Origin of the sequence: Pelagibacterium montanilacus (assembly GCF_003992665.1) — a bacterium.
In the GTDB taxonomy this organism is placed as follows: domain Bacteria; phylum Pseudomonadota; class Alphaproteobacteria; order Rhizobiales; family Devosiaceae; genus Pelagibacterium; species Pelagibacterium montanilacus.
Genome location: NZ_RZMX01000046.1, coordinates 54,405 through 80,253 on the forward strand (window position 1 = coordinate 54,405; position 25,849 = coordinate 80,253).

The 25,849-nt window shown below is 66.3% G+C and carries 24 protein-coding genes; 14 read left to right on the forward strand and 10 right to left on the reverse strand.

The window, feature by feature from the left end; all coding sequences use genetic code 11:
• Window positions 1-38: 38 nt before the first annotated feature.
• The 5 genes from EO136_RS12380 to EO136_RS12400 all read right to left on the reverse strand — a co-directional run bounded on the left by EO136_RS12380 (window position 39) and on the right by EO136_RS12400 (window position 6,253).
• Complete coding sequence (locus tag EO136_RS12380) at window positions 39-3,386, reverse strand: hypothetical protein (protein ID WP_127144716.1); 3,348 nt, start codon at window positions 3,384-3,386, stop codon at window positions 39-41.
• A 77-nt stretch (window positions 3,387-3,463) separates the two neighbouring features.
• Complete coding sequence (locus EO136_RS12385; protein WP_127144717.1) at window positions 3,464-4,237, reverse strand: MotE family protein; 774 nt, start codon at window positions 4,235-4,237, stop codon at window positions 3,464-3,466.
• Complete coding sequence (locus tag EO136_RS12390; protein ID WP_127144718.1) at window positions 4,234-4,653, reverse strand: DUF6468 domain-containing protein; 420 nt, start codon at window positions 4,651-4,653, stop codon at window positions 4,234-4,236. The genes EO136_RS12385 and EO136_RS12390 overlap by 4 nt, the downstream gene beginning before the upstream one ends.
• Window positions 4,650-5,747: a flagellar motor switch protein FliM gene (gene fliM / locus EO136_RS12395; RefSeq protein ID WP_127144719.1), complete on the reverse strand. Its 1,098-nt coding sequence runs from the start codon at window positions 5,745-5,747 to the stop codon at window positions 4,650-4,652. The genes EO136_RS12390 and fliM overlap by 4 nt, the downstream gene beginning before the upstream one ends.
• 8 nt (window positions 5,748-5,755) lie before the next feature.
• Window positions 5,756-6,253: a flagellar basal body-associated FliL family protein gene (locus tag EO136_RS12400; protein WP_127144720.1), complete on the reverse strand. Its 498-nt coding sequence runs from the start codon at window positions 6,251-6,253 to the stop codon at window positions 5,756-5,758.
• Window positions 6,254-6,527: 274 nt separating this feature from the next.
• Here EO136_RS12400 and flgF point away from each other — a divergent pair, with 274 nt between their 5' ends.
• The 6 genes from flgF to EO136_RS12430 all read left to right on the forward strand — a co-directional run bounded on the left by flgF (window position 6,528) and on the right by EO136_RS12430 (window position 13,261).
• A complete protein-coding gene (gene flgF, locus EO136_RS12405; protein ID WP_246018363.1) occupies window positions 6,528-7,271 on the forward strand; it encodes a flagellar basal-body rod protein FlgF in 744 nt (247 codons plus the stop codon).
• Window positions 7,272-7,284: 13 nt separating this feature from the next.
• Entirely contained in the window at window positions 7,285-8,070 is a 786-nt protein-coding gene (gene flgG / locus EO136_RS12410) for a flagellar basal-body rod protein FlgG (RefSeq protein WP_127144721.1), read from the forward strand.
• Window positions 8,071-8,084: 14 nt separating this feature from the next.
• Window positions 8,085-9,035: a flagellar basal body P-ring formation chaperone FlgA gene (flgA, locus tag EO136_RS12415; RefSeq protein WP_127144722.1), complete on the forward strand. Its 951-nt coding sequence runs from the start codon at window positions 8,085-8,087 to the stop codon at window positions 9,033-9,035.
• A 59-nt stretch (window positions 9,036-9,094) separates the two neighbouring features.
• Window positions 9,095-9,835 carry a flagellar basal body L-ring protein FlgH gene (flgH, locus tag EO136_RS12420; protein WP_127144723.1) on the forward strand — a complete coding sequence of 247 codons (741 nt, stop codon included), beginning with the start codon at window positions 9,095-9,097 and terminating at the stop codon, window positions 9,833-9,835.
• Window positions 9,836-10,047: 212 nt separating this feature from the next.
• Entirely contained in the window at window positions 10,048-11,541 is a 1,494-nt protein-coding gene (locus EO136_RS12425) for a carboxypeptidase M32 (protein ID WP_127144724.1), read from the forward strand.
• Between the two features lie 133 nt (window positions 11,542-11,674).
• Entirely contained in the window at window positions 11,675-13,261 is a 1,587-nt protein-coding gene (locus tag EO136_RS12430) for an ABC-F family ATP-binding cassette domain-containing protein (protein ID WP_127144725.1), read from the forward strand.
• Between the two features lie 103 nt (window positions 13,262-13,364).
• Here the strand turns inward: EO136_RS12430 and EO136_RS12435 are convergent, their stop codons facing one another.
• The 3 genes from EO136_RS12435 to EO136_RS12445 form a co-directional block, all read right to left on the reverse strand.
• Window positions 13,365-13,793, reverse strand: a complete 429-nt coding sequence (locus tag EO136_RS12435; RefSeq protein WP_127144726.1) for a DUF1801 domain-containing protein — start codon at window positions 13,791-13,793, stop codon at window positions 13,365-13,367.
• Window positions 13,794-13,869: 76 nt separating this feature from the next.
• A complete protein-coding gene (gene dksA / locus EO136_RS12440) occupies window positions 13,870-14,289 on the reverse strand; it encodes an RNA polymerase-binding protein DksA (protein ID WP_127144727.1) in 420 nt (139 codons plus the stop codon).
• Between the two features lie 116 nt (window positions 14,290-14,405).
• Complete coding sequence (locus tag EO136_RS12445; RefSeq protein WP_127144728.1) at window positions 14,406-14,831, reverse strand: flagellar assembly protein FliX; 426 nt, start codon at window positions 14,829-14,831, stop codon at window positions 14,406-14,408.
• Between the two features lie 249 nt (window positions 14,832-15,080).
• Here EO136_RS12445 and EO136_RS12450 point away from each other — a divergent pair, with 249 nt between their 5' ends.
• The 8 genes from EO136_RS12450 (at window position 15,081) to flaF (ending at window position 22,303) form a co-directional block, all read left to right on the forward strand.
• Complete coding sequence (locus tag EO136_RS12450) at window positions 15,081-16,205, forward strand: flagellar basal body P-ring protein FlgI (RefSeq protein ID WP_127144729.1); 1,125 nt, start codon at window positions 15,081-15,083, stop codon at window positions 16,203-16,205.
• Window positions 16,206-16,207: 2 nt separating this feature from the next.
• Window positions 16,208-16,540, forward strand: coding sequence for a rod-binding protein (locus tag EO136_RS12455; protein WP_127144730.1), 333 nt, complete (start codon window positions 16,208-16,210; stop codon window positions 16,538-16,540).
• Window positions 16,537-17,004, forward strand: a complete 468-nt coding sequence (locus EO136_RS12460; protein ID WP_127144731.1) for a hypothetical protein — start codon at window positions 16,537-16,539, stop codon at window positions 17,002-17,004. The genes EO136_RS12455 and EO136_RS12460 overlap by 4 nt, the downstream gene beginning before the upstream one ends.
• Before the next feature lie 109 nt (window positions 17,005-17,113).
• The gene (locus EO136_RS12465) at window positions 17,114-17,464 is read left to right on the forward strand and encodes a hypothetical protein (protein ID WP_127144732.1); all 351 of its coding nucleotides are present in this window, start codon (window positions 17,114-17,116) and stop codon (window positions 17,462-17,464) included.
• 146 nt (window positions 17,465-17,610) lie between these two features.
• On the forward strand, window positions 17,611-19,182 hold the full coding sequence (locus EO136_RS12470; RefSeq protein WP_164730579.1) for a flagellin N-terminal helical domain-containing protein: 1,572 nt from the start codon (window positions 17,611-17,613) through the stop codon (window positions 19,180-19,182).
• Between the two features lie 230 nt (window positions 19,183-19,412).
• Window positions 19,413-21,440: a flagellin N-terminal helical domain-containing protein gene (locus EO136_RS12475; protein ID WP_127144734.1), complete on the forward strand. Its 2,028-nt coding sequence runs from the start codon at window positions 19,413-19,415 to the stop codon at window positions 21,438-21,440.
• A gap of 109 nt (window positions 21,441-21,549) precedes the next feature.
• On the forward strand, window positions 21,550-21,978 hold the full coding sequence (flbT, locus tag EO136_RS12480) for a flagellar biosynthesis repressor FlbT (protein WP_127144735.1): 429 nt from the start codon (window positions 21,550-21,552) through the stop codon (window positions 21,976-21,978).
• A complete protein-coding gene (flaF, locus tag EO136_RS12485) occupies window positions 21,944-22,303 on the forward strand; it encodes a flagellar biosynthesis regulator FlaF (protein ID WP_206513326.1) in 360 nt (119 codons plus the stop codon). The genes flbT and flaF overlap by 35 nt, the downstream gene beginning before the upstream one ends.
• A gap of 242 nt (window positions 22,304-22,545) precedes the next feature.
• Here flaF and EO136_RS12490 read toward each other — a convergent pair whose 3' ends face one another.
• Both EO136_RS12490 and flgK read right to left on the reverse strand, forming a co-directional pair.
• Window positions 22,546-24,051 (reverse strand): hypothetical protein, encoded by a 1,506-nt coding sequence (locus EO136_RS12490; RefSeq protein ID WP_127144737.1) that lies wholly within the window; start codon window positions 24,049-24,051, stop codon window positions 22,546-22,548.
• Window positions 24,051-25,829 (reverse strand): flagellar hook-associated protein FlgK, encoded by a 1,779-nt coding sequence (gene flgK, locus EO136_RS12495; RefSeq protein WP_127144738.1) that lies wholly within the window; start codon window positions 25,827-25,829, stop codon window positions 24,051-24,053. Before flgK ends, EO136_RS12490 begins: the two co-directional genes overlap by 1 nt.
• Window positions 25,830-25,849: the final 20 nt, after the last annotated feature.

A 25,849-nucleotide genomic window follows, 5' to 3' on the forward strand; every position in this document is an offset into this window, starting at 1 on the left:
GCACAGCCTGTTGTGACTCAATCGGCACGGGAGATGCGCTAGAGGTCCCGCGAGGCGTGCAGGGGCGCGAGCGCGCTCGAGCCCGAATAGATTTCGCGATAGGCGTTGAGGAACGCGTTCAGCGAATCGAGCCCCGCCACCTCGTGGGCGATCTGGCGGAATTCCCGGCTGTCGGGGGCCACGTCCTCGACCACGAAGGCGAACATGGGCCATTCGGAGGTCTCGGCCATGGCGGGCGAAAAGCGTGAGCGCAGGCGCGAAAGGCCCAGCGCATCATCGGCCAGCACGTAGCCCACCGCCGCCTTGACCACGTTGATCCGGGCCAGCGAGCTCAGCCCATCGGGCAGCGAGCCGCTGTAGAGCGTTTCGATCAGCTCGGCGGATTCCCGATATCGCCGGGACGTCCAGTAGGCTTCGATCCGCAGCAGGTCGACGTCCCTGCCCGACATGCTCGAGAGAATGTCGAGCGCCAGATCCTGGCGGTTGGCATCGACCAGCGCGCGCGCTTCGAGCACCCGGCGCTGGCGCTCGAGCTCTGAGGGCAGGCCCGCAAGCCGGCTCTGATAGAGCACGCGCAAGGCGGCGTCGGGCGCGCGGTTGGCGATGTGCACGAGGGCCAGATCGGTCGCCACCTGGGCCCGGGCCGCGCCCTGCAGCCGGTGATCGACCTGGTACTGGAGGAGTTCGGCTGCCTGGCCCAGCAGGTCCACATGCACGAGACGCTGGGCGAGATTGCGGATCATCAGGTCGCCTTCGGCGCCCGGCGGTGTGAGCTGGCGGAAATCATAATAGATGCCGAGCGCGGCGACCGGATCGAGGGCATCGGCGCCGCCATCGAGATAGAGCCCGGCGAACTCGGCGCGGGCGCGGTCCACCATGGCCGGGACGATGGTGGTCTCGTCGAACATCTCGGCGATCTCGCGGGTGACGGTGAAGGCTTCGCGGTATTTGCCGGTGCGGTATTGCAGGTCGGTCATCAGCTCGACCAGTTCGAGCTCTATGGCGTCCCCGCGCCAGAGGGCGGCCTGGACCTCGACTGCGGGCAATGCGCGCTCGGGGTCGAGCCGGCCCATCCTGTCGAGCAGGGTTATGGTGCGCAGGACCGCTTCGGCGGTGGTGGGGCGCCGGTCGGCGGTGATGGCCCTTCCATAGCTTTCGAGCGCGGCGGCGGCGTTGCCGTTGAGCTCGTCGAGCATGCCGATGAGCAGTTCGTATTCGCCGATCTGTTCGCGGTCGAGCTGGGCGAGATCGATGCGCTGGAAGAACCGGCCCGCGCCCTGCGCGTCCTCGCTCATGAGTGAGGCACGGGCGGCGGTGAGCAGGAAGCGCGAGCGGATCCAGTTGGGGTAATCGTCGATGACCTCGGCCCCGCCCTGTGCATCGAGCCGGGCGCCGCTGAAATCGCCGCGTTCGGCGCGGGCGAGCGTGCGCCAGATCATGGCGTCGGCCTCGTCGCGCAGGCGCTCGTCGGCGAGCGCATCGAGGGCCGGTTCGGGGCGTCCGGCGAGCGCATTGGCGGCGGCCCAGAGGACGCGGGTGGGCACGTCGAGTTCGCTGTTGCGCAGATCGGCCCGCAGATTGCCCAGGACTCCCAGCGCCTCGTTGATGAAATCGTTGGCGAGGTAGAAGCGGGACAATTCGAGGCGCGCCTGATCGAGCGCGCGGCCCTCGGACGCCGAGGCGCGAGAGGCGATGGAGCGGTGGCGCTCGCGGAATTCCTCGGGGTTGGATTCGATATAGGGCGCCAGATCCATGGCCGTGTCGCGCGAGGCGACGGGCACCCGGAAGCGCACGTCGATATCGGGGGAAAGCGTGAGCCCCGCCGGAGCCGAGACGACCGCCAGATCGCCTTCGAGCCCGACCCGGACCTCCTCGGTGCGCGGGCGGATCACGAGGCCGTGGATCGAGCGCGGGGCGGCGAATTCCACATAGTCGAGATCGCGCAGCATGCCGCGCGCGGGGGGATGGAGCGTCACGATTTCGAGCCGGTCGCCCACATCGGGATCGTGGATGGTGTGGACCCCTCCGGCCCGGGGGACAGCGACGGTGATCTCGTCGAGCCCGCTCGCGGCGCGGCGGCGCTCAAGGACCATCGGGCCGGTGGCGTCGAGCACCACATCCCCCAGCGAGAGCACCCAGGACCGACCCTCGGACCCGAGGGTGGCGAGACGATCCTGGAGCAGCGTCATGGTGATGATGGCCACGCCCTGATCATGGCGGATCGTGAGATCGCCGGCCAGCGCGGCGAGCGCGGGCGGGATTTCGGTCGGCGCCTCGATCTCTACATGGGTGTCGAACACCATCCAGAGCACATCGCCGCGCCGGAAGGCCGCGGAGGGAACGTCCTCCTGGAAGGGGAAGGTCAGCCGCACGGTCGCGCCCTCGTCGGTGACCTGGGGCACCAACGTGGTCTGGAGGACGTCCGCCCCTGCCTCGTCGGCCGGATCGGCGGGCGCGCCGGCGATGCTCGAAGCGGTGGAGACCAGCGGCTCGGCGCCCGGGAGCGCGGTGATGTCGAGGGCCCCGGCGATGGGATCGCGGCTGTCGATATCGAGAATGAACCGGCTCGGGGTCTCCTCGTAGAACCGGGTCTGGACGTCCTCGGCCAGCGTGAGCTCGACACGGGTATCGACGGTGCCCGGGGTATTGGTCGCCGCGATGAGCTCTTCGGGGCGGTCCGAGAGCACCTCGTAGAGATCGACGGGGACCGGCCAGTCGAAGGTGATCGCCGCGCCGCCGTCCTCGGTGCGCTCGAAGCTGGCGCCGGTGCCCACGTTCCAGTCGAAAACGATGCGCGAGAATGTGGGGTGGCGGCCCATGCGGACGCTGGCAGCCGGCTGGTATTCGGCGACGAGCTCGGCCCGGCGGCGCTCTTCGGCCAGTTGCGCGGCTTCCTCGGCGCGGCGCGTCAGGCGTTCGACGGCTTCGGGCGGAAGGCCGGGCGGAAGACCCACCCAGTCAGAAGGCAGCAGATCGACATAGAGCTGCTCGCCCGCCTCCATGGCATTGACCTGGACGGGGCCGCGCAGACCCACGCGGACGCTGCGGCGATCGGGGTCGAACCGGGCAACGGTCGTGTAGGGCGCCAGAAGCGCGGCGACGTCGGGCAGGGCCCCATCGAGCACGGTCTCGAAGGCGACGACGAGGACGCCATTGTCGCTGGCCACGTCATGGGGTGGCAGGGAGGTGCGCTCGGGAAAGGTGAAGATCAGCCGCCCGAACCCCTCGCCCTGCTCGGCCTCGACCGAAAGGCGTTCCTGGGCGGCACCCGGCAGGGCCGAGGCGAGACATATGAGAACAAACAGCGCACACGCGAACGCGCACCGCACGGCAAACCGCGCGGGCTGGTAGAACGTGACTGCCCAATTCTTGGTCGTCGAAAGCATTCTGCCTGCCGCTCTGATGGCGGGAGACTAGCGACGAGCCTTTAAGATGAGCTTACCGGGAGCCGACGCCCCTGCCCTTACTGCCCGACGATCTGGGGCAGTTCGGCGTGTTCGGGCTCGGCGGTGGCCTGGAGCTCGGCGTCGGGGTTGGCGAGCCTTATGGTGAGCTGGCGGGCCCGGGCGGGGTCCATGGCCGCGAGGATAGGTCCCAGTCGCCGCGGGTTCATGGCCTCTCCGACGCGGGCGAGAATCTCGATATCGAGGCTGTCGAAGATCGCGCCGGCCTGGGCGGGGCGCATGGCCTCGTACATGGCGACCAGATTGGCGAAACGCTGCTGCTCTTCCTCGGCCTGGGCGTCGAGGGCTGAGTTGATGCGGGTTTCGATCGCCGCGAGTTCGGCCATGCGCTGGTCGATCCGCAGCTCGGCGGCCTCGACCAGCGTGAGCCGGTCCGCGAGCTCGGCGGCGAAGGCATCGAGCTCGGCGCGGCGCTCGGCAAGGCGCGCGGCGACGATTTCCTCCGTGGCGCTGGCCGCCGAGGAAATCGGAACCGTCCCGCCCTCCCCGTCGTCCTGGGTGACAGGGGTGGGCGTGGCGACTCCGGCGCCGGCGGGTTCGCTGAAGAGCGCCTCGGCGGCAGCTTCGGCGGCCTCGATATCGGCTTCGTCATAGCCTTCGGCCTGGCGGTCCAGAGCCGGCTCGGCGGCAGGCTCGGCCGTGCCTTCCTGCGCGGTGGCGCTGCCCATGCCCGCGAGCGTATAGCCGGCCCCGGTCACCAGACCCGCAGTCTTGAGCACGAGGAGGGCGGAGGCCGCGACCACGATGACCGGCAGGAGCCTGACTGTTCTCACGCGGCGGTCTCCCGCCGGCGCTGCTCGTGCTGGTTGAGGGCCTGGAGGGCGGAGCGGGCGCGGTTGGCCGCAGGCTCGTCGTCGCGGCGCACGGCCTGGGTGATCCGCGCGATGCGGTCCATGACCGCCTGACCGGCATTGACGTGGTTGGCGAGCTCGACCCCGAAGCGTTCGGCCTCGGCGAGCCGGGCGGTCATGATCTGGTCCGATTCCACGGCGGTCTCGCGCATACCACGGATCGCCTTGTTGGCGAGGTCGGTGGCCGAGACCAGATCGCCGATCATCTTTTCGAGCGCGGCCCGGTCCGAATGGAGCGCGTTGAGCTTGCGGTTGAGCACGATGCAATAGCCGATCGTGGTGGCCAGCAGCAGCGCGACAGCCGCTTCGATGACGAGACCCAGGGGCAGCCCGCTCATATCTTGCTCTCCGGTTTGGCTTCCATGGCTTCGAACACGTCCATGGTCACCCTGGGCGGGTTGAGCGGACGGGTGATGCGAAGCGATACGGTGTTGTCTATGTGTCCCATGACGGCGCGGGTGAGATCGACATTGCCACACCGCAGGGTCACCGGGTCGCTGGGCTTCATGTCGAACATGATGGTCTCGCCGCGCTCGAGCTTGAGAACCCGGGACAGGGGCAGATCGAGCTCGTGCAGGACCGCTTCGAGCTCGACATCGGCGGCGTAGATCTCAGTGGCCAGGTGGCCCTCCCAGATCGGATCGCGCCCGAACTTCTCGCCCATGTACATCTGGAGGAGCTGTTCGCGGATCGGCTCGATGGTGGCATAGGGCAGCAGGATCTCGATCTTGCCGCCGCGATCGTCCATATCGATCCGCAGCTCCACGAGGATCGCGGCGTTACCGGGCCGGGAAATGGCGGCGAAGCGGGGATTGGTCTCCATCCGGTCGAGGCGGAAATGCACGTCGTCGAGCGGCTCGAACGCCTTGTGCATGTCCTCGAGGATGTGCTCGATCATGCGACGGGCAAGCGCCAGTTCGATGGTGGTGTAGGGACGGCCCTCGATGCGCACGACATTGTTGCCGCGCCGGCCGCCCAGGAGCACGTCGATCATCGAATAGATGAGGCTCGAATCGACCGTCAGCAGGCCGAAATTATCCCATTCCTCGGCCCTGACCACCGAGAGGATGGCCGGTAGAGGAATTGAGTTGAGGTAATCGCCGAACCGCACCGAGGTGATGGAATCGAGGGAGACCTCGACATTGTCGGAGGTGAAATTGCGCAGGCTGGTGGTCGCGAGCCGGACGAGCCGGTCGAACGCGATCTCGAGCATGGGCAGGCGCTCATAGCTCACCAGCGCGGAGTTGATGAGCGCGCGCACGCCGGAAAGCTCGACATTGGCGCTGACCGAGGCGTCAAAGCCCAGGAGGTCGTCGACCTCGTTCTGGTTGAGCACCCGGCCCTCGTCGTCGTTTTCGACGGCGCCCAGCACGGCGGCCCAGTCCTCGCTCAGCTCGTCGTCTTCGGCTTTGCTGGCCGGTTCGCTCGCCATGCCGCCCCCTACTGGACCAGAAGTTCGCGAAACAGGATATCGTCGACCACGGCCGGATAGACGGCGATGTTGACCCGGCGCTGAAGCTCTTCCTTGATACGATAGACGCCCGCCGAGCCTTCGAGATCGCTGCGCCGAAGCTCGCGCAGATAGACCTGGAACGCGTCGAGCACGCGGGCGATGCGCGGCTCGATGACCTCCATCATGGCGGCATCGCGCACTTCGAGCGATGCGGTGATCCGGAGAAATTCCACCGATTCCCCGCCGGTGTTCAGGTTCACGGTCATGACCGGGAGGTCGTAGAAATGGACGTCCTCGGCGACCGCCATGGCCTCGGCGGCGGGCGCGCCGCCCAGCACCCCCGACTGCATCAGCGCGTAGGCGCCGCCACCGGCGACAACGAGCAGGCCCAGCACGGCGCCGCCCAGCACCAGCCCCTTGCGGCGGCCCTGCGGCGCGGGGGCGGATCCCCGGTCGATGTCGTCGCTTTCGGTGACGTCGGTCATGGACGCGCGAATCCCTTCGGGACGGGGAAATTGTCTTCCACCAGAGCTAAGCGAAACAGGGTTAACGATTGGTTACCAAAGGGGTGAACCCGGCAGGATTTGCCCGGCAGGATTTGCCACAAGGCCGACACTGCACAGGGGCGCGGGACGGCCGCATCAAGCCAACCCATTGATTTTACTCAATCTCGCAGTCTGGCACGGCAAATGCATCGTTAATGGCGAGCCGGCCGGCTTGGGGAAGCGGGCCGCTCGAGATGCAAACGGGGAACCGCGCATGATCCAGAACGCGCAATTGATCGGCCTGTCTCGCCAGATGGCCCTGCAGCGCCAGCTCGACGTGTTGGCCAACAACATGGCGAACATCAATTCGACCGGCTTCAAGGCCGAGGCGATCATGTTCGAAGAATTCCAGATGGACCGCGCGGCGGACCACACGTTTCAGGGCCCCGACCAGCCGATCTCCTATGTCCGCGACTGGGCCACGATGCACGACCTGTCGGCGGGCGCGGTGACCAATACCGGCAATCCGCTGGACGTGGCGCTGACCGGCGAGGGCTTTTTGCGGGTGGACACCCCCGAGGGTGAGCGCTGGACCCGCAACGGCGCGCTGGCGCTCAGCGCCGAGGGCGTTCTGGTGACCCAGAACGGAGACCCGGTGCTTTCGGGCAATGGCGAAGAGATCCGCTTCGGGCCGCAGGAAACCGACATCACCATCACCGCGGACGGCGAAATCAGCTCGAGCGCGGGCGCCAAGGGCGTGCTCGGGCTGGTGGAGTTCGCCAATCCGCAGGCGCTCGAGCGGGTCGGAGACACGCTGTTTGCCGGCGGCGAGCCGATCGATGCGGAAAACACGCGGGTCATCCAGGGGGCGCTCGAGCGCTCCAACGTCTCGGGCGTCTCGGAGATGACCGAAATGATGCGGGTCACCCGCGCCTACACCTCTCTCGCCGATCTCATGAACAAGCAGGACGAGATGCGCCGCAGCGCCATCCAGCGCCTGGGCGACGCACAAGCCTGAAGGACACCACGCCATGAAAGCTCTCTATATCGCATCGACCGGCATGGGCGCCCAGGAGCGCAATGTCGAGGTGATCTCCAACAACATCGCCAACATGCGCACCACCGGCTACAAGCGCCAGCGCGCCGAGTTCCAGGACCTGCTCTACCAGAGCTACCGCCGGGCCGGCTCGGCGACATCGGATGCGGGCACCCAGGTGCCCGTGGGCATCGAGATCGGCTCGGGCGTGCGGCTTGCCGCCACCGCGAGGGTCACGACCCAGGGCAGCGTCGCGCCCACGGAAAAGGAACTGGACCTCGCGATACGGGGCGAAGGCTATCTCATGGTCGGGCTGCCGGACGGACGGACCGCCTATACCCGCGACGGCACGCTCGAGCGCGATGCGCAGGGCATGCTGGTGACCGTGGACGGCTACCAGATCCAGCCCGGCATCGTGATCCCGGGCGACGCGCGCTCTGTTTCGATCAGCCGGGACGGGATGGTGGAAGCCTTCATCAACGGCGATGCGCAGCCGGTCCAGCTCGGGCAGATTCAGCTTGCCCGCTTCGCCAACAAGGGCGGGCTGGAATCGATGGGCGACAATTTGTTCCTCGAAACCCCCGCGAGCGGCGAGGCACAGATCGGGATTGCCGACAATGAAGGCATGGGCAGCCTGCTGCAGGGCTATCTGGAGGGCGCAAACGTCAACGCGGTGACCGAGATGGCCGACCTGATCGCCGCCCAGCGCGCCTACGAAATGAACGCACGCGTGATCTCTGGAGCCGACCAGATGCTCCAGGCCGCGGCGCAGCTGCGTTAAGGGGAGCCAGAGCCATGATCGAGAAATTCGCACGCTACGCCGCTCTCACCGTCATCCTCGCCGGCTGCACCACGTCCGCCCTTGCAGCCCCGGTGCTGCGCAGCGAGGTTTCGGTGACCACCGGGATCGTCACGGTCGGCGACATGTTCGAGGACGCAGGCACGCTGGCCAATGTGGGCCTCTTCCGGGCCCCTGCCCCCGGGACCGCCGGCACGGTTTCTCTCGAAGACGTCACCCGCGCGGCCAATGCAGCGGGCATCGAGGTGTTTGATGCGGCCGGGCTCGGGACCGTCCGGGTGGCCCGCGAGGGCCGGTTTGTGGATGCCCATCTTGTCAGCGAACTGATCGAGGGGGATCTGCGGGCGCGCGGCATCCTGGGCGCGGGCATGGAGATGGTGATGGCGCTGGACGCGCCGCTGCCCGAGCTGATGGCCGCCGACCTTTCCCAGCCCGCGCGGCTGGCGCTTCTGCGATACCGGCCCGGCGCCTCCTCGTTCTCGGCCCGCATCGAGGTGGCAGGGATCAGCCAGCCCATCGAGATCACGGGGCGGGTGGAGCTGATGGTCGAGGCCCCGCATCTTCTGGCTTCGCTGAGCGCGGGCGCCATTGTCGGCCCGGACGATTTCGAGATGCGCATGGTGCCGCTCGACTATGCGGAAAGCGCGGGGCTTGCGCTGCCCGAGGACATCGTGGGCAAGCAGATGCGCCGCCAGGTGCGCGCCGGGGTGTTGATCCGGCCCAATGACGTGGTCGAGCCCGAACTGGTTTCGCGCAACGACACGGTGACGCTGATCTACCGCCAGGGCCCGCTGACGCTGACGGCCAGGGGCCAGGCGCTCAATTCGGCGAGCCTGGACCAGCCCGTCACCGTCCTGAACCTGATGACCAAGAAGGTCGTGCACGGGTTCGCTTCGCCCGACGGCACGGTCACCATCACACCGACCCGGCAAATCGCCGGCCTTTGAACGCCTATTTTTCGCACCGCGCTTGGGGAAGCGCAGCGGACCAAACGGGGAAACCGAACATGAAAACTTTCGTCAAAATCGCTACGGGCCTGCTGCTCGCCGGGCTTCTGGCCGGCTGCAACACCACCGACCGGCTGGCCAGTGTGGGCAAGGCCCCGGCCCTCTCGCCCATCGTCGACCCGACGGTGACGGCGGGCTACCGCCCGGTCTCGATGCCCATGCCCCAGGCCGAGCCGGCGGTCTACCAGGCCAATTCGCTGTTCCGCTCGGATGCGAAGGGCTTTTTCAAGGACCAGCGCGCCGCCCAGATCGGGGATATCCTGACCGTGATCGTCACCATCGACGACCGCGCCCAGATCGGCAATTCGACCACCGCGACCCGGGCCTCGAGCAATGAGCTGGGCGTCGGGGGCGTGATGGGCTCGATCTTCAACTCGGTGGCGCCCGACGATGTGAGCGCGGACGCGGCGATCGGCACCAATTCGGGCATCACCAATGCCGGCAATGGCTCGGTCAACCGCTCGGAACGCGTGACCACGCAGGTGGCGGCGGTCGTCACCCAGATCCTGCCCAATGGCAATCTGGTGATCGAGGGCCGGCAGGAAGTGCGGGTGAACTTCGAGGCGCGCGACCTGATCGTGGCGGGCATCGTGCGGCCCGAGGATATCGGGTCGGACAACACCATCCCCTCCTCCAAGATCGCCGAGGCACGGATCGCCTATGGCGGGCGCGGGCAGATCACCGACGTCCAGCAGCCCCGCTACGGCCAGCAGATCCTCGACGCGATCCTGCCCTTCTGACCGGGGTGGCGCGGGTCACTGCGCCCCCTTCCCAGTCCCCAGGTCTTCCGGCGATTCCCCCAATACGCGCCGGACGGCCTTTCGGCCCGCCCCCGTCGGGCCGTCCCACAAGGGGCGCGGCGCTTCCCGGCCGCGCCCCTTGCCTTTTCTTTGCCCGGGCCGGGCGATAAGAAGAGCCTGCCTTTACCTGCTGCCATGGAGCCCGGACCCACATGACCTATGCCAAGCTCGACGCCCTCGGCCACCAGATCGAAGCGATCGAACACGCCCTTTCGATCCTCTCGGCGGACGAGGCGACGACCATGCCGGTGGGGGGCGGGGAAAAGCGCGCCGAAACGCTCTCCTACCTGTCGGGGCTCTTGCACGAGACCATCGTCGCGCCCCAGGTGGGCGACTGGATCGGGGCAGCGGAAGGCGAGGATCTTTCCGCCGACGAAAAGCTGGCGCTGGCCGAGTTCGCGCGCGTGCACACCAATGCCACATGCCTGCCCTCGGACTTCGTGCGCCGGCAGACGGCGGCCAATATCCGCAGCGAGCAGCTCTGGCGCGACCTGCGGGCCAAAAACGACTGGGCCGGGTTCGCGCCGGCCTTCGAGGGCGTGGTGGCGCTGGCCCGCGAGGAGGCGCAGATGCGGGCCGAGGCGCTGGGGCTCGAACCCTATGACGCACTGATGGAGCAGTATGACCCCGGCAACCGGGCGGCGGATGTGGGGCCGGTGTTCGAAACGCTCAAGACCTTCCTCGTCGATTTCGTGCCCACCGCGCTCGACGCGCAGGAGGAACGCCGGGCGACGCGTCCGGCCAAGCGCTTCGAGGGACCCTTCCCGATCGAAAAGCAGCGCGAGCTGGGGCTGTCGATGATGGCGGCGCTTGGGTTCGATTTCACCCATGGCCGGCTCGACGTGTCCCACCACCCCTTTTGCGGGGGCGTGCCGAGCGATGTGCGCATGACCACGCGCTATCGCACCGACGATTTCCTCACCGCGCTGATGGGTATTCTGCACGAGACCGGGCACGCGCTTTACGAGCAGGGCCTGCCCAAGGGGTGGCACCACATGCCGCTGGGCAAGGCGCGGGGCATGGCGATCCATGAGAGCCAGTCGCTGTTCGTGGAGCGCCAGATCGCCCATGCGCCCGAGTTCTGGGCATGGGCGATGCCCCACATCGCCCAGCATCTGGGGGACGCGGCGATCGCTGGCTGGCAGGTCGAGGACGTGGTGGCGGCGGTCAATACCGTGGAGCGCGGGCTGATCCGGGTCGATGCCGACGAGGTGACCTATCCGCTCCACATCATCGTGCGCTACGAGATCGAGCAGGCGCTGATCTCGGGGCAGATGGAGGTCGCCGACGTGCCCGAGGCCTGGGATGCCAAGATGGGCGACTATCTGGGGCTCTCGACCATCGACACGCCCGCCGACGGGCCGATGCAGGACGTGCACTGGCCCATGGGCGCGTTCGGGTATTTCCCCTCCTATACGCTGGGCGCGATGATCGCGGCCCAGCAATGGGCGGTGATCGAGAAGGCCATCCCCGATGTGGGCGCGCTGATGGCCAGGGGCGAGTTCGGCCTGCTCAACGACTGGCGGCGCGAGCACATCTGGAGCCAGGGATCGCGCTTCTCGACGCCCGAGCTTTTGGAGCGGGCCACGGGCGAAAAGCTCAACCCCGACATCTTCATCGCCCACCTCAAGGCCCGTTATGGGTGAGCCCAAGCCTTGACTTTCGGAGGCCAGAGCCTAGGTTCCGGTCTGAAAGCCAACGCCAACAGGATGTGTGCCCAGATGGATTTCCCAGTGACAGCCGCCCTTTTCTGCCCTGTCACCGGATTTTCGCGCACCCATGGCTTCATCCCACATCACGCTCACCCATCTCGGCTTTGCAACGGCTGACGGCCGGACGCTCTTTTCCGGCCTCGATCTCGCCTTCGGCCCCACCCGCACCGGACTGGTGGGGCGCAACGGGGTGGGAAAATCCACGCTGCTGAAATTGATCTCAGGCGAGCTCGTGCCCCGCACCGGCTCGGTGAGCATCTCGGGCACGCTCGCCATGCTCCGCCAGTCGCTGGCGCCCGGGGACGGGGAAACCGTCGCCGGGCTCTTCGGCGTCGCCGACGCCATGGCGACGCTCGCCCTGGCGATGAAAGGCGACGCAACGGCGGAAGAGCTGGCCGATATCGACTGGACGCTCGAGGCGCGGCTGGAGGCGGCACTGGCCCGGTTCGGGCTGGCCGCCGGCCCGGAGACAGCGCTCGATCACCTCTCGGGCGGGCAGCGGACGCGGGCCATGCTCGCGGCACTGGTCTTTGCCGAGCCCGATTTCATCCTTCTTGACGAGCCGACCAACAATCTCGACCGGGATGGCCGGGACGCGGTGCTCACGCTCCTCGCCCAATGGCAGGGCGGAGCGATCGTGGTCAGCCACGACCGGGAGCTGCTCGAAGCAATGGACGCCATCGTCGAGCTGATGTCACTGGGCGCAAAAACCTATGGCGGGGGCTGGAGCTTTTTCGCCGAGCGCAAGGCGATCGAAATGGCCGCCGCCGAGCATCGGCTGGACGCGGCCGAGCAGCGTCTGGCCGAAGTCGAGCGCAAGGCGCAGGCGACGCGCGAGCGCAAGGCGCGAAAGGATGGCGCCGGCAGGAAAAGCAAGGCGGCGGGCGGCGCGCCGAAAATCCTCCTCAACGCGCGGCAGGGCAAGGCGGAGAATTCCTCGGGCACGCTCGAGCGGGTCCATGCCCGCCAGCAGGCCGATGCGCTGGCCGAGACCGAGGCGGCCAGAGTCGATCTGGCCACCCAGGCCCCGACCGTGAAAATGGACCTGCCTTCGACCGGGCTGGCGGCAGGCAGATCGGTGCTGACGGCAAGGGAGGCCAAGGTTGGCCGGGAAGGCCGGAGCCTTCAGGGCGACGGCCTGTCCTTTGCGATCACCGGGCCCGAGCGGGTGGCGCTGGTGGGGCCGAACGGGGTGGGCAAGAGCACGCTGCTCGCGACCATCGCCGGGGCGTTGCCGCTGGTTTCGGGGACGCTCGAGGTGCATGTGAAGGCGGTGCTGCTCGACCAGCAGGTCGGCCTTCTGGCGCCCGAGCGCTCGATCCGGGACAATTTCCTGTCGCTCAACCCCAAGGCGAGCGAAAACCAGTGCCGGGCGGCTCTGGCGCGCTTTGCGTTTCGGGCCGATGCGGGGCTGCGGACCGTGGGCACGCTTTCGGGCGGGGAGACCCTGCGCGCAGGACTGGCGTGCGTGCTGGGAGGCGAGACCCCGCTCCTGATGCTGGACGAGCCCACCAATCATCTCGACCTCGACTCGATCGCGGCGGTGGAGGCGGGACTGGCCGGCCATGACGGGGCGCTGATCGTGGCGAGCCACGACCGGGCGTTTCTCGAGGCCATCGGGATTACGCGCGAGATCGCGCTGCGGCCTGGCTAGAGCTTCTGTTCTGGTTCAATCAGAACAGGGTCTCTGGATTTGTGATTTGTCGCGTTTCCGAACCGGAAAGGTGTTTCCACCTTTCCTGGAAACGCTCCAAGGGCTAGTCGGCCAGGACCTGCCAATGGGTCGCGAGATCAGCCAGCCCCGCGGCGATCAACTCGGCCAGTACGTCGGTGTCGATGGCGGAGAGCGCGGTGATATAAAGGCACGATTTGCCGCGCTTGTCCTTGCCGAGCCGGGCAAGGATGGGCTCAAAACCGGTGTAGCCGGGCAGGATGTAGACCACGAGGCTGGTCTTTCTGGGCGAAAAGCCCGTGGCGAGGAAATCGGCTTGCCGGCCCGTTGTGTAGCGGTAGTGATATCGCCCGTAGCCGACGATCGAGTCTCCCCACATGCGAGGGGAAAATCCGGTGGTCTCGCGAAAGATGGCGTCGAGCGCCATGGCATCGGCGCGCCGCCTGGGATCGGCCACCGCCTCGAGGAAAGCTTGCACACTCGCGCCCGTGGGCACAGTCTTGTTCGCGCTCATGATCGTGCTCGTGCAGGCAGGCCGATGCGGCACCGCCCTCGCAGCTCATTTCAACGCGACGCCCGCAACCGGACGATCAGTCGTCGCGATAGACCTTTTCGCGGCGCTCGTGCATTTCCTGGGCCTCCAGGCTCAGGGTTGCGATCGGGCGGGCGTCGAGCCGGGCAAGCCCGATCGGGTCGCCCGTTTCCTCGCAATAGCCATAGGTCCCGTCCTCGAGCCGCTTGAGCGCCGCGTTGATCTTGGAGATCAGCTTGCGCTGGCGGTCCCGGGTGCGCAGCTCCAGGGCCCTGTCGCTTTCGGACGAGGCCCGGTCTGCCATATCGGGGTGATTGGTGCTCTCTTCCTGGAGGGTGTCGAGCGTCCCGCGGCTTTCGCGCAGGATCTCGTCCTTCCACGCATCGAGCTTGCGCCGAAAATATTCGCGCTGGCGGGCGTTCATAAATTCCTCGTCCTCGGAAGGACGATAGGTGTCAGACAAGGTGGCAACCGACATCGATGGACTCACTTCCCCTCAATCATGGGCCGCCGCCTATATAGATTTATGGTCAGATTGGAGCAACTGCCTTTTCAAGGTCGTGTTCACAACTCCGTGGGCCCCGGGCGGGGGACTCAAAAGGCCGGGAAATGACCAAGCTTGGCCAGTTCGACCCTCACCCGCAATTCGATATCTGCGACGAGCGCTTCCAACCCCGGTTCGGTGCGGGACCGCGCCTGGGTGAGAAGCGAGACGGCCCGGTGCAGCCGGCCCTCGCTGACCGCCCCGCCCAGAAGGTCGGCACGGATGTCCTCAAGGGTGTCGAGCAACTGGCCGGCGCGGCGGACCGCCTTGCGTCGTCCGGTGGTGGCATCGTCGACCGACTGGAGCGCAATGAGTGCGTCGATCCCGGCGGCGGGCGCGGGCGCATGGGCGCCACCGGCGCGCTCTGGCCGTGCGGGCGTGTCCAGGGAAAAGGCCTGGCTTGCAGATGATCCGGACTGGCTGGACCTGCGGGCGGTGCCGGCAGGAACAGACCGCCCCGTTCCGTCGATCCTCATGTCGGTGCTCTCGGCGAACGCATGGTTAATCAGGTGTATAGGGGGAAGAATTTGCCCAGAGCCGTTAAGATTGTCTTAACCACCCGGCAATTGTTTCCAGCCTTTTGGCCGGCACTCCGGGCGGGCTGAATTTTTTCTCCGTTTTATCAGGGCCTTATCGCGAATTGTGCGGTTGGCACGAAATTCGCTCCACACTGGCTGACGGACCGATCCCCGGACCGCGACGTGCTGGCAGGATGGAGAAGAGCGATGAGACTGGGTCTGGCAGGCCATGTTCTGGCGATGATCGCATGTGTCGTCACGACGCTGGCCCCGCTGGCGCCGGCCCAGGCCGCGCCGGCCCGGATCAAGGACATCGTCGAGGTCGAGGGCATCCGCGACAACCAGCTCGTGGGCTATGGCCTCGTGGTCGGGCTCAATGGCAGTGGCGACGGGCTCAACAATGCGCCCTTCACCCGCCAGAGCCTGCAGGCCATGCTCGAGCGCATGGGGGTGAACACCCGCGGGGAAAACCTGCGCACGACCAATGTGGCCGCGGTGATGGTGACCGCCGACCTGCCCCCGTTTGCCACCCAGGGCACGCGGATCGACGTTTCGGTCTCCGCGCTCGGGGACGCCTCGAGCCTGCAGGGGGGCACCCTGCTGGTGACCCCGCTGCTGGGCGCAGATGGCGAAGTCTATGCGATCGCGCAGGGCCCGGTGCTCATCGACGGATTTTCCGCGTCCGGCGACGCCGCTTCGGTGGTGGCGGGCGTGCCGACCACGGGGCGGATTTCCTCGGGCGGGCTGGTGGAGCGCGAGATCGCCTTCTCGCTGGGCGCCCAGCATTCGGTGCGGCTCTCGCTGCGCAATCCCGATCTCACCACCTCGCGCCGGATCGCCATGGCGATCAACGATCTCATCGGCATTCCGGTGGCCATTCCCACCGATCCGGCCAATGTGCGGCTGAGCCTGCCCAAGGACTTCAACGGCAATATCGTCGATCTTCTGACCGATATCGAGCAATTGGTGATCCAGACCGACCAGCAGGCCCGGGTGGTGATCGACGAGAATTCCGGGATCATCGTGATTGGCAAGGACGTGCGGGTCTCGACCGTGGCGATCGCCCACGAGAACCTGACCGTGACGATCGCCGAGAACCCCAATGTGGTCCAGCCCGAGCCCTTCTCGCAAGGCGAGACGGCGGTCGAGCCCTCGACCCAGATCGGGGTGATCTCGGACGCCACGCAACTGGCCGTGGTCCCCGAATCGATCTCGCTCCAGGAGCTGGTGGACGGGCTCAACGCCCTTGGAATCGGGCCGCGCGACCTCATCGCGATCCTGGGGGCCATCAAGGCGTCCGGGGCGCTGCAGGCCGAAATCGAGGTGATGTGAGCATGGCCGTTGCACTCGACACACTCCAGGGCGCGGGCGCGCGGGCGCCCGAGCGGCTCGACCCGCTGCGCCAGCAGGCCCAGGAACTCGAGGGGGTGTTTCTCAACACGCTGGTCTCGGAAATGTTCAAGGGTCTGGAGACCGAATCCATGTTCGGGGGCGGCCATGCCGAAGAGCAGTGGCGCGGCCTTCAGGCCGAGCATCTGGCCAGCGAAATGGCGCGCTCAGGCGGCATCGGAATCGCCGACCAGATCGTTGCCACCCTTCTGCAATCCCAGGAACACAACGCCGGAAGCACAAGCCCGGCCACTGCAATCGGAGCCTATACACGATGACCGCGACAAGCCGACTGGCCGTTCTGGACGAGATGGATGCGCCCACACTGTGCATGAAGACCCAGACCGCGCTCTCCGCCCTTGTCGAGGTGATGAACCGGGAAACCACGCTTCTGCGGGCCGGGCACATGCGTGAAGCCACCGCGATGTCGGCGGAAAAGGCGCAACTGGCCCAGGACTACGTGCAGCTTGCGCGCGCCGTCCAGCGCCACACCCCGCGCCTGCGGGCCGAGGCGCCCGAACGGATCGCGGCGCTGGCGCGCGGCCACGAGGCGCTAGCCACCCAGATGGCGGAAAACCTGCGGGTGCTGGCCACGGCCCGGGCCGTGACCGAGGACCTTCTGGGCGACGTCGCACGCCAGGCGGCGGGATCGTCCGCGCCCAGGACCTATGGGGCCAGCGGCGCGGCACCGGCCACCGCCCAGCGCGCCATGGAGGGCATTTCGGTCAACCGGGCGCTGTGATCGTTCCCATTTCAGGACAATTGTCGGCACCAGATTAACCGCGCGCTCATCGGCACCAGGCAAGAATTGCCGGGCATAATGTGCCCTTCACGTGCCGGAGCGGTTAACGATGTCGCGCCTCTCAACGCTGTCGCAAGGACCACTCGGCGTTGCCGCATCGGCATCGCCGCCCGCCCGACGTCCGGGCCGCGCCTCCCACACCGAAGCGGCTTCGGGCGAGGGTCACGCCGGGGACTATCCCCCTCCTCCTCCAGGGGCTCCCGCCCGGACCCAAACCGGGTCGATACCCGCTGCGGACGGGCGGGACGCCGGGGTTTCTCCTTCCACATTGCTCATGGCCAGCCAGCTTGCGGTGAGCCTTGGATCGCCACGCACTGCAAGCTTTGATGCAGCGACGCTGCGCAATGGAGGATGGACACCCCCGCCCTCTCTGCTGGCGCTGCGCGACCGCAAGGTGTGACCCCGTCGCGGGCGGACACACTCGTTAACCCCGGACAAGAGCGTTAACGCATGTTAACCTTTCGGTAGCACCTGCCGATCCATAATATGGTTAACACCGTCTTACGACGGCGAATCGGTACGACCATTCTCGAGGGTGCGCATTCCATGTCCGACGTGACGCTGTCCAAGGCCGTTCGCTCCAACCTTCTGCATCTGCAGGGTACGGCCACCATGATGGACCGCACCCAGGAGCGGCTGGCGACGGGGCTCAAGGTCAATTCGGCGCTCGACAACCCCACCAATTTCTTCACCGCCAGCTCCCTCAAGGCGCGGTCCAAGGATCTGGACCTGTTGATGGACGCCATTTCCAACGGCGTGCAGACCCTGCAGGCCGCGGACAAGGGCATATCGGCAATCCAGAAGCTGGTGGAATCGGCGCAGGCCACCGCCCGGCAGGCCATGCAGACCACCCCGCGCGTGGACACCACCCAGACCGCGGTGCTCCAGGAAGCGGTCGCGACGGGCACGGTGGCGATAGGGGCCGACAGCGCGGCGCTGGCGACGGGCAGCGATCTGGGCGCTAACACCGGCACCGACCTCGCTTCGGGCATCGTCGCCCATGACGATGTGTTCTCAATCACCGTGGACGGGGACGTATTCACCATCGGGATCAACGACACCGATGGCGGCGGCGGGTTTACCGGGACGGCAGACCTTGTGATCGACCTCGATTTCTCGAGCGCTACGGTCGATGACGTGATCGCTGGGCTCAATGGCGCGATGACGAGCACGGAAGCGGCGGGAATTTCGCCTGCGCTGGCCGATTTCAGCATCGGGCTGGACGGCGCGAACCAGCTTGCGGTGACCACGAGCGAGAACGAGATCTCGTTCTCGCTTTCGGGGTTCGCGACCGGGTTCGGGATTGCCGACGGCAGCTTTGCGCCGAGCAATGCCCAGATCGCCGGGTTGTCGGGCACGCTGACGATCGGGACGCAAACCGCAACCTTCGGGGCAGGCAACATCGAGACCCGCGCGCAGCTCGAAGACTGGCTGGCCGGGCTGACCGGGGATGTTTCCGCCGAAATCGACACCAGCAGCGACACGCTCGTGGTCACGGGCGCGAACGGGGCGTCGGTTGCCATCGGCGGCACGCTCGACACGGTCGCCGCGTTCGGAATCGCCCAGCAGACCTATAGCGCCCAGACCGAGACCACGACGGTCAACGTGCCCAATCCGGTGCGGCGCGAGATGGTCGAGCAGTACAACGCCATGCTCGAGCAGATCAGCAATCTGACCCGGGATGCGAGCTATAACGGTGTGAACCTGTTGATCGGGGACAGCCTGGACCTGATCTTCAACGAGGACGGGACGTCCCGGCTCAACATAGAAGGCGGGCAATTCGATGCCGCCGGGCTCGGGCTGACGCCCGTGGCCAATGAGGCCTTCGATGAGAATGCCGACATCGAGACCGTGCTCGACGGTCTCAAGGGCGCGATCGACTCGCTGCGGGCCCAGGCCTCGCGCTTTGGCTCGAACATGTCGGTGGTCGAGGCGCGGCAGAATTTCACCAAGGAAATGATCAACACGCTCGAGACGGGCGCGGCCGACCTCACGCTTGCCGACACCAATGAGGAAGCGGCCAACATGCTGGCGCTCCAGACCCGCCAGCAGCTCTCCCAGACCGCGCTTTCGCTGGCCAGCCAGGCCGACCAGGCTGTGCTGCGGCTGTTCGGGTAATCCCCGCCTTCCCGGCTGGCGCAATGGCCGGCCCGCGGCGCGGCGCTCCCCGCGCGCGCAGATTTCCATGGATCGGTTTTAACCTGTTGTTAGTCCGGCGCGATTCAAGCTGGGGCTACGGCGGGCATGGTGACGTCTTTAACCTCGCGTTAGCGGACAGCCTGCACAATACGCCACGGGCCTCAGGAAGAGGCGAAGTGCAGAGCAAATCCTAGAAAGGGATTACGCAAATGGATGTGAATCTTTCCAAGGCCGTACGGTCGAACCTTCTTTCGCTGCAGAACACGGCGACGATGATGGGCAAGACCCAGGAGCGGCTGGCCACGGGCCTGAAGGTCAACTCGGCCCTCGACAACCCCACCAACTTCTTCACCGCTTCGGGCCTCAAGAGCCGCGCGGGCGACCTTGGTCAGCTCATGGATTCGGTGTCCAACGCCATCCAGACCATCCAGGCTGCCGACAAGGGCATCTCGGCGATGACCAAGCTGGTCGAGTCCGCACAGGCGACTGCCCGTCAGGCGCTGCAGACTTCGGCGACCGTCGAAGGCACGACCGGCGGCTCGCCCGCGACCGGTGCCAGCATCACGGCCGGCACGTTCTCGACTGTCGATCTGAGCGGTGCCGGTTCGCCGGCCCAAGCTGCCGAGATCACTGGCTCGAGCTTTACGGAAGTCAATGTCGGGCAGGAAGCTGAAGCCGCAACGCTCTCCAGCACCAGCTTCGGGACATTCGACGTCAGCGATGGTGGCGACTCCTTTACCTTCGACATTTCGCTCGATAGCGGCACCAGCTACAGCATTGACGTCTCCGATGCTGCCGTCGACGCATATAATCTCGACAACACCGGCGATACGATCGCCGCGAATTCGCTGGATGCCGAAAGCCTTTCCAAGCTCATCAATTACCAGATCGGCGAACAGGCTTCGGGCGCCCCTGTCGAGGCAGAGGCTGGCTTTGCCGGCGGCGAGTTGACGATTTCGTCCATCGCCCAGAGTGATGCCGCAAGCGTCACCATCGAGAACCTGACGGACAACATCTCGACCGGCGGCGGCGATCTCGGCATCGCGAACAACGCTACCGACACAGGGGTCACGGCCGACTCGATAAGCTTCACGCTGGATGTCGACGGCGACCAGACCAATATCGACATCAGCGCGGCTTCGGTTGCCGACTACAACCTCAACAGCGGCAATCCGGCAATCGACGCATCTGCGCTGGCTGGCGATGACGTCGCCGCACTGATCAACTACCAGACCAACTCCAGTGTCGCTTCGTTCGACGGGAGCGGGTTGACCCTTACCGGTGCAGATGGCGACGCCGCCTCGATCGAGATCAGCAGCTTTGACGCTACGAACGTCACCGCCGGTGACATAGGGCTCGGCCTCGCGACGGGAAGCGGCCAGGATGCAGTTGCCGCCGACTCCATCAGCTTCTCGCTGAGCGTTGACGGCGACACCACGGCGGTCACGATCGATGCAGCGACTGTGAACACCTATAACACCGACAACGGGACGAGCTTTGATGCATCGGCGCTGACGGCAGAGAACATCGCGACCCTGATCAACGATCAGGCCGGGGCGGAAGTGGCCACTGTCGATGCAGGCGCACTGACGTTCGCTTCGGGTACGACCGGAACCGGCTCGACGGTTGATATCTCGGGCTACTCGGCCGGCGTATCGGGTGGATCGACCGGGATCGCTGATGCCACCGACGCCGGTGATGCAGAAGTTGCCGGGACGCCGGGCACGGTTGCCAACCCCAAGCGCGCCGAACTGGTCGATCAGTACAACGAGTTGCTCCAGCAGATCGACGACCTCGCCAAGGATGCGAGCTTCAACGGCGTGAACCTTCTCAATGGCAATGACCTTCAGGTCATTTTCAACGAAGACGGTTCCTCCAAGCTCGATATCACCGGCGTAGAGTTCGACTCGGCGGGCCTCGGGCTGACCGAACTGTCCGGTTCCGCCTTTAACGACAATGACGGCATCAACGCGGTGCTCAATGATCTGAAGTCGGGCATCGAGGATCTGCGGACCCAGGCGTCCAAGTTCGGTTCGAACCTGTCGGTCGTCGAGACCCGCCAGAACTTCACCAAGGACATGGTCAACGTGCTGGAAACCGGCGCGGCGAACCTGACCCTGGCCGACACCAACGAGGAAGCGGCGAACCTTCTGGCTCTCCAGACGCGCCAGCAGCTCTCCTCGACGGCGCTGTCGATGGCCAGCCAGGCCGACCAGTCGGTGCTGCGTCTGTTCTAAGGCACGGCCAGCAAGACATCATGATCGGGGCGGGCCATGGCGGCCCGCCCTTTTCTTTTGCCCGGGCACGCCACATAGTTCCCGGCGACAGCGTGAAAGGGAGCACTCAATGGCGCTGAAAGTGGAGCTCAAGCCGGGCGAGCGGCTGCTCGTGGGCAACAGCGTGATCACCAATTCGGACCAGCGCACGCGCCTGTTCATCGAGGGCACGGCGCCGGTGCTGCGCGAGAAGGACATCCTGACCGTCGAGACCGCAGATACGCCCGCCAAGAACCTCTATCTGGCGATCCAGATCATGTATGTGGAGCAATCGGTCGAGAAACTGCAAAAGAGCTATTTCGAGCTGGTCAACGATATCGTCCGCGCCGCGCCCTCAACTTTACCCCTGATCGACGATATCAATAATGAGATATTAACCGGTGACCTTTACAAAGCCTTGAGGGTTGCAAAAAAGCTTATCGACTACGAAGGGGAGCTACTGTCCGATGCAGCATCAGGGGGCAATGGCCTATCAGCAGACGGCACGCCAGACCGCTAATCCGCGCGACCTGGAGGCCAGCCTTCTGGCCCGCAGCGCTGCCCATCTGCAGCGGATCCGCGACGACTGGGAGAGCGGGGAGAGCGAACTCAACGCCGCGCTGACCTACAACCGCAAGCTCTGGACCGTCCTGATGCAGGCGGTGACGCGGGAGGAAAACCCCCTGCCCCAGCCCATCAAGCAGAACATCGCCAATCTGGGCCTGTTCGTGATGAAGCAGACCCTGGCGGCGACCACCCGCCCCGAGCCGGGCAAGCTCGACGCCCTGATCACCATCAATCGCGAGATCGCCGCGGGCCTGCGGGCCATGCCGCAGGCCGCCTGAGCGGTCCACCCTTGCGCAGGCCCCTGTAGCGTTTCCAGGAAAAGCGGCAACACTTTTCCGGTTTGCAAACGCGACAGATCAAGCCGGTTGGAGCGCGTGCTCTGATCCGATCAGAACACCACATGCTCCAGCGGACCGGTTTTCCCGGGACGGCACCGGCTCGTCCCCTGCCCTCAGGGCGCACCGAAGGCCTTCGGACCGATCGCGGACCAAGGGGCCAACCGCCGAGACGGCAGACGGCTTTATCTCAGGTAATTGACGAGGCTGAGCTGGCTGACCATGGCGGTGACCTGGTAGCTGGCATTGAGCCGTGTCTGGAGCGTCATGAGCATCATGGCGACCTCCTCGACGGGGGCTTCCTCGATGCCGGCCAGCATGGTGTTGAGCTGGGCGTCGTACTGGGTGTGGCGCGACTTGACCTTGTCGAGCGTATTGCTCGCCAGCCCCATCTCCATCGCGATCATCTCGATCGATCCCTCGCGGGATGCGCGGGTGGAGGACAGTCTGTCACGCTGGGTGGCCACCAGCCCTTCGTACTGACCGGCACGATCCTGATTGTTTTCGCTGAAATCGGTGACGGCAAAGACCGCGAGCCCGCGCACCAGTTCGGCGATGCCGCGCTCATTGGCCTGGATCCCGATGCCCACACGGGTGCTCTCATCGATGCCGGTGGAGACCGTATCGCGCGGATTGGCATCGGGCCCGACGTCCTGCCCCCGATACCACTGGACCGTCCGATCGTGATTGGTGTCGGCGACGAGCGCTTCGGGGGGGCCGGCATCATGGCGCATCACGGCCTCGCCGGGGGCGGTGAAAAACGCATCGGCGGCGGCATAGGTGGAAGCCGCATCAAGCCGGGTGCGTGAGAGATCGTCCGTGGCGGTCTTGAGCGCGGCGCGGAAATTGGCGGCGGTCGTCGCCGGATCGTCCGAGGTAAGATATCTGCCGGCGGGGGGTGGGGTCTCGTTGGTCGCCTTGAGCGTGACGTAGACGGTTTTGGATCGATCATCGGGGAGCGTGAGGCCGATCGTGATCTCCTCGCCCGCTGCAGGGCGCGTGGAGAAGTCGAATAAGGCCTGGCGCGCGCCTGCGGGACTGGCGCTGTCGGCGGGCCCGGCGGTGCCGCCGGTGACGGTGGATATCTTGAGCCCGAAGGGGTGGTCGCCGTCTTCGGTGAGCGTCACGAGGGCGCCGGATGCATCGGTGTCCACGCGGCCGCCATTGGCGACGCCATCGGCCATCTGGCGCTCGGTGCGGACGTCGAGAAAGCCGGCCTTGACGCCATCTCCGTGCATGAGCGCATCATAGGTGGCGACGGGCTTGGTATCGGACGCATTGCCCGAGAAGACGTAGCGCCCCACGAGGTCGGTGTTGAGCACGTCGACCACTTCGCGCAGGAGGTTCTGGGCGATCCCGCCCGAGGCGGCCATGGTCAGCCCGTCATTGCCGAGCGCGCCGGGGTCGGCGATGCCCTTGGCGCTGGCCTTGATCTCCGAGAGCCGATCGAGCGCGTTGGTCTGGAACGAGAGCCGCGTCTCGACGGTCTTGATCGATTGGGAATAGCCCTCGATCCGGGAAAGCCGGGCGCGCAGGTTCAGCGAGTGGAGCCGGTCCTGCCCCGATTCGGCAAGCGTGTTGTAGCGTTTGCCGCTGGAGAGCTGCTCGAGCATCCCGTCCATCTGCTTTTGCATGGTCGAGATGGCAGCGACGTTGCGGGGAACCGGGTAGAGGGTCTTGTTTATGATCATCACATCCTCAGCAACGCATCGAGCAGTTCCTGCACGGTGGAGACGACACGGGCGCTCGCCGAGTAGGCGTTCTGGAGCTCCATCAGGCGCGCCATTTCCTCATCGACGTTCACACCGTATTCGCTTTCCATGCGCGTATTGATCGCATCGAGCCGGTAGCTGAAGGCCTCGGCCTGGCTCTGGGCCCGCGCGGCGGTATCGCCCTGATGGTTGATCGACTGGGCGATCATCTCGCGCACCGTGCCGGTGAGCCGTGTGCCCCCGTCACGCTGGGGGGCCGCCGCATCGGCGATGAACTGGGCGGACTTGATGGACTGGAGCAGGAATTCGGGCCGGGCGGCATCGCCCATCGAAACACCCGGGGCGTGCTGGACGAGCGCGGTCGGATCGGACGCCAGGGCGCCGTTGACCGTGATCCGCCCGGCGAACCCGGCTTTCTGGCCCGCGCCATCCAGGCTTCCGGAATAGGCCCGGCCATTGCTGTCGATAAAGAGATCGAGCCCGAGCCCGGTGCCCGTCATCCGCCCGGTCATGGCATCGACGCCATTGGCGCCGGTGCCGTCGTCGAGAACGGTCAGGGCGCCGCCCGAAACGGTGACGGTGAAGCCCGACCCCAGCTCGGCAGCGATCGCGGCCTGGGCCGCGGCATCGTCGGTAAAGTCGATGCCCACGACCGTCTCGCCGGCCGTGTTGGGGCTCTGGAGGGTGGCGCCGTCCTCGGTGTGAACGAAACGCACGGCGTGGGTGCCGGCACCGTCGCGATAGGCAACGAGCAGCGAATTGCCCGGCGCGATGGCCGAGGCATCGAAGCTGAAGCCGCCCGGATCGCCGGGTATCCCCGGATCGGGCGCAATGGCGGTGCCGCCGACCTCGACGGTGTTCATGGCCAGCGCGAGGCCGGCGGCGATCTCGTCGAACTGGGCCTGGACGGCGGGAAGCGTCGTGCCGCGCATGTCGGCGAGGGCCGCAAGACGCCCGGATTTCAAAAGCCCTTCAGTGCTCATGTCGAGGCGCAGGCCCGAGGGGGTGGCGAGTTCGAGCCGGCCATCGGTCTCGAAGCGGAATTCGGACGGTTTGACGTCGAGGATGCCGATGCCGGATTCGGTCATCAGAGCGACGGTGCCATCGCCGCGATAGGTGACCTTGACGTCGATGGCCTCGGATATCCCCGCGACCAGCCGGTCGCGCTCGTCCATCAGCGCGAGGCGCGCGCCCTCGTCCTGGCTCTGGTCGAGAATGCGCAGATTGATGGCGGCGAGCTGGTCGACCTGGCGGTTGAGCCCGGCCACCGCGTCCGACATCTGATTGCCGGCCTCGCGCTCGAGATCGCGCACCGAGGTGGACAGGCTGTTGAGCTGCTCGACCAGCATCTGGGCCGCCCCGATCACCCCGGCGCGTGCGGAATGGTCGTCGGGATTGGTGGCGAGCGACTGCAGGGCGTTCTCGAACCCCGCATAGAGCGTGTCGAGGGAATGGGCGTCCCCGGGCATGCCCATGTGCATCTGGAGCCGGTCAAGGAAGGTCGCCCGGGTGGCGTGGAAGCTCGCCGAGGACACCGCCGAGACGTGCTGCTTTTGCAGCGCGTCGTTGAAGGCGCGCTCGAGCCCGGCGAGCCGGACCTGGGCACTGGTGCCAAAGGAGGTGTCGGTGACGGTCTGGGACTGCCGGTGATAGCCGGGCGTGCCCGCATTGGCGACGTTGCGGGAGAGAACGTCGATGCCGCGCTGGCTGGCATTCATGCCCGCCAGCGCATTGGAAAGCGTCGAACTCAGCCCCACTGCCTAATCTCCCCGTACCA